The sequence below is a fragment of the Scandinavium lactucae genome (assembly GCF_033843265.1).
Lineage (GTDB): Bacteria > Pseudomonadota > Gammaproteobacteria > Enterobacterales > Enterobacteriaceae > Scandinavium > Scandinavium lactucae.
In genome coordinates this window covers 1-4295 of record NZ_JAWXRD010000014.1, presented here as the reverse complement: position 1 = coordinate 4295, position 4295 = coordinate 1, and the positions used below count along the sequence as shown (strand labels likewise).

At 39.8% G+C, this 4295-nt stretch carries 3 protein-coding genes; all 3 read left to right on the top strand.

Annotated features, from left to right (window positions below; genetic code table 11):
- Positions 1 to 938 precede the first annotated feature (938 nt).
- Entirely contained in the window at positions 939 to 1649 is a 711-nt protein-coding gene (locus tag SIK69_RS07935; protein WP_319626568.1) for a hypothetical protein, read from the top strand.
- 11 nt (positions 1650 to 1660) lie between these two features.
- A complete protein-coding gene (locus SIK69_RS07930; RefSeq protein ID WP_319785820.1) occupies positions 1661 to 2680 on the top strand; it encodes a hypothetical protein in 1020 nt (339 codons plus the stop codon).
- A gap of 525 nt (positions 2681 to 3205) precedes the next feature.
- The coding region (locus SIK69_RS07925; RefSeq protein ID WP_319785819.1) for a cache domain-containing protein at positions 3206 to 4295 on the top strand (1090 nt) is incomplete at its 3' end.

The window sequence follows — 4295 nt, the reverse complement described above, 5'->3', positions numbered from 1 at the left end:
TAAAACCAAATGCGTAAACCCCTTATTTCGGGGTCACAAAGGTCACAAAGCCAGTCATGACGCGGCATGAAGCCGGATTTGTGCTTTTTGGGAGAAATGGGGTAATGCCAGGACAAACAGATTAGCCACCGAATCGGAAGAGGGGCAGGGAAGAGAAAGCTTTTGCATGCCGACAGCGCATTTAGGAAGAAGTTTTGTACCTTACCGGCTGTATAAGTTAAATTTTTTGAATTGAATGTAAAAGAAAAATTAAAATACACGAAAAAAAAGAGGTTTTCTGATGCATCATTTTGTAAAAACGATTTATTACCCTAAGTAACTATGTGAGAGATCAGTGTATTAAGGATATTAGTCTTCTGTCATTATTTTTGAAAGAGATAGTTAAGGATCATAAAAGACATTTGTCGTCTATATTTCATAGGGTGCAAAATGAGAATGAAGATTAATGATTGTATTAATGCAAGAATGCAATGAACTTCGTTTCTATTGTCATTTGTAAGGTTGTGAACATTTAATATGCCAGGTTTATTAAAAGTTAAAATGCTCGTGTAAGAGAGTAATAAATTGCAATGACTAATCTGCCGATTAATATGGGAAGGATCATGCCTTAATGTTAAATATTACCATATGTGAAATGTGACAGGAGTATTAATTTAAAGCAATGCTTTTAATAAAGTTGGCAAGGGATTATTTTGATGAAGGATATGATTCGATACGTGTTTCGTTGCAGCCCGGCTTTTGTTTAATAATACTTAGGTCTGATATATGACCTATTTAACAAAAAATATCAAAATATTACATGCGTGATGAAGATTAAAAGACTGTATACAATGTATAAATTGTCGCTATCTATTTAAAAATATAAATTATTCACGAAGTTGCTGATTTTTGAAAAGGCAATCCAACCTCTAAATGTAGATAACTGAAGCGAGGTAGTTATGAATTTAAAAACCGATCCTTATGTGACGACAATAGATGAAGGTAAGGTCTATTCTATCAACGGTGCTGGAGATAAGGCTGTATTTGTTGCACAGGGTGCAATGAAATATATTAACAACAATCTGACTTATCGTAACAATAGTGGAGAGCTCCAGGCCTCCCCTACCGAGCCCACACTTACGGATGTCTTCAAAACGTTTGGGGGAGTGCTTGGCTCAGCTGGCAAAGTCATGTCCACAATTTCCAAAAATGAATCAGGACAGCAGGTCGTCACTCTTAATTTCACCAATAATTTACTTACACCCGTTACTTTATTTAAAGCCGGAGGATCAGGGTTTGACAACTGTTATGTGATGGATGCGTTTACCTCTTTGATGCCACAGGAAACGGGTGCTTTTAAATTTGCAATAAATCATGATGTGACCCTTTCATCTATTAAATTCACCATGGTTTTATATTTTATAAACCCATTAACAGGAAAAGCCATTAAAACAGAGCTATTTTTAAACGGTGGCTCGGCAGGATTTGGTTTTACTGGTGTAACGATCCAGGACGTTCCTATCACCCTTTATACTGGTAGCTATGATTCTACGTCTGCAGCTGTGACGTTTTCGGGTAATGAAGGGTTTCCCTCATTTTCAGTGATCAGTTACTTCCAACCTTCTGATACAAACGATTTTAGTTTCACATTTATGCCTTTTGCAGAATAACGGGAGACACCATGGCTATTAAATATCTGAATACCGTACAGGATGCGGTTGATTATGCATCCAATGAATTCTCATACTTAGTGCAGAGATACAATCAAAATCAGCAGTCCGTAAATGCCCAACAGGTTGGAACCCTTAGCGGTCTCGCGGGTGCTTTAAGTGGTGTCGATGCGGCAAACTCTGTTATCACCGGGGTTACCGGTCTAATCAAAGGGATTCGAACATTAAAGCGGACAAGTGACCCAGCTTACCGTGTTGAGGTCTCCATCACTAACAAAACTAATTATTTGTTGGGTATTGTTGAGGTTGATAAACATAATGCCAATATTGGCGCAGCCTATATTCTTCCTTCTGAGCAGGCTAGTGTAACGTTTACCGAGCATATTGGTCAGTCCGGATCGGATGGATCGATTATTTATTTAGCGGTAATCTCAGAAGATAAGTGGGATTATCTTTCCCTGGGTATTTCAGACCAAACCACCTCATCCTCGTCGAAATTGATCCAGATGTCTCATCTCACCCAGAATTTTGATAGCAGTGCTGATCTCACAACCTACAGTCCATACCTCAATAATGCAAACGAGGATATTCCATTTGGGTATTGGGAATATGATAGTGACCTCGGAACGTTTAATATTTGTAGCAGCTACGCAGGCACATCAGATCAGTCCACACTCAATATCTCCATTCTTCAGGAAATCCCGATTCCACCAGAATATGGTGGCCCATGGCCGGATGGCAGAAAAGTAGAGTTTTATTCTGAAGAAAATTATGGCGGAAAGGTGGTTGCTACGCTGGATTCAAATTACCGCCACGGACGAGATGGCGACATAATTTTCAAAAGTTTTAAAGAAATCCGGAGTAATGATCTTGAACATGGATATTACGATTGGGAATTCAAATATACTCATGATTCTGAAAACGACTCTACGTCAAGTTCTGTGCATAACAACTATGATTTTAATGGAGTAGGTAACTACGGCTCTGGATGTACACTAACAGAATTTAACTGGGTATTTTATTCACCCTAGGAATTACATGATGTAAATAGTAACCATGTCGGCCATTTTGTGGCCGACAATACAGATATATCTTGCGGAACTACATGATACAGATGCAGTATCTGACACAGAGTTTTATTGTTTATGATGATAACCCACTATATTGTCGTCCTGTTATACAACGCAGGGATATACAGATAACAATTAAGTGTTCACGATGAGTCGAAAAAAATTAATGATGAAATTTTAATTTTTTAAATGCTGTTGTTCTGTCAAGTAATACTAATTACTTGAAATTTCATAAAACATAATAAAGACGAAGAAATAATCAATATCGTCAGCAATGCGGGAGAAGAGATCGCCGTGCGTAAATCCCGATCACTGAGCGACCATCGATAACACGACAATCACATCACTACATGTGTACACATGTGTATGGATTCCATTCAGCTGAGAAAATTATTTAATTGTAAATAACCCCGACGTATCTGGTTAAAAAAAGAACTTAATTATTATAAAATTCTTCTCTGGACAGACTTTTTTGCAGATACTCCTATGACCGAAAAACACACATTAAAGCCCTATCCATTTTCCTTTCTGGTCGTGCTGAGCTCCATTTTAATCGTCATCTCAATACTGGTTGTGACGGCGCTTTCCGCTCTTGTGAACGGTGAAGTAAAGGCGGTACTCGGGGATATGTCTGAGCGTGTTCTGACGTCTAAAAGCGATTTAATTGTTCATCGTGTTGAAATGTATATGAATCAACCTGTACAAACGAACCAGTTTCTCGCCAGTCTGCTAAAAGAGATCGAGCCAAATTCACATACCCGTGTACGACAGGTGTTATTGAAGTTTTTTGAGAACGGTATTGCCGGGGGGCAACCCATCCCGCGCATCGCTTATACTTCAGCTTCCGGAAATTATCTTGCTTTCAGCCGTAGCAAGCCGGGAGAACCCTTCCTTATTCATACCGGCCCTCGGTGTTCAAAGCAACTGGTTGTCTATAACGGAATGACTGAAGCCTCTGGTATAGCCAGAATTATCCAGAATTACGATCCTTTTACCCGTCCGTGGTTTATCCAGGCACACCAGACGAATCAACCTTTCTGGACAACGAACTATAAGCATATCTCGGAAAGTAGTGGTCAGGTAATGAGTTACCGGACACCCGTTATAGGCAAGAACGGTCAGTTCATCGGAGTGCTCACCTCAGACATTCACCCGGAAATGATGCGCAACTATTTGCAGACGCTTAAACCCTTTCCTGGCAGTACCGTCTTGATCCTCGATGATCAGGGAAATATTGTTACCACGACTCATGACCATCATCAGAAAAGGTTGTCAAAAATTGTCTCAGATTCCTCCTGGGGTCATCCGATAGCATTACCTTCACTCAAGGTTCTTCATCCGAACCTTGCCAAATTACTTGCTGATACAGGACCCTTCCAGGGCAATCGTTCCGGACCAGTGAGTGTTGAGATTGATGGGGGCCAGTTCTATCTTCTTTCAAGACCTCTGAGCGTTCAAAGTGGTCTTAACAACTGGCGTCTGGTGATTATTACTCCCACCAATACCCCTTTTGCATTACTTAAGCATTATCAGACAGTAACAATACTTATCATGTCAGGGGTTATCCTGATATCAC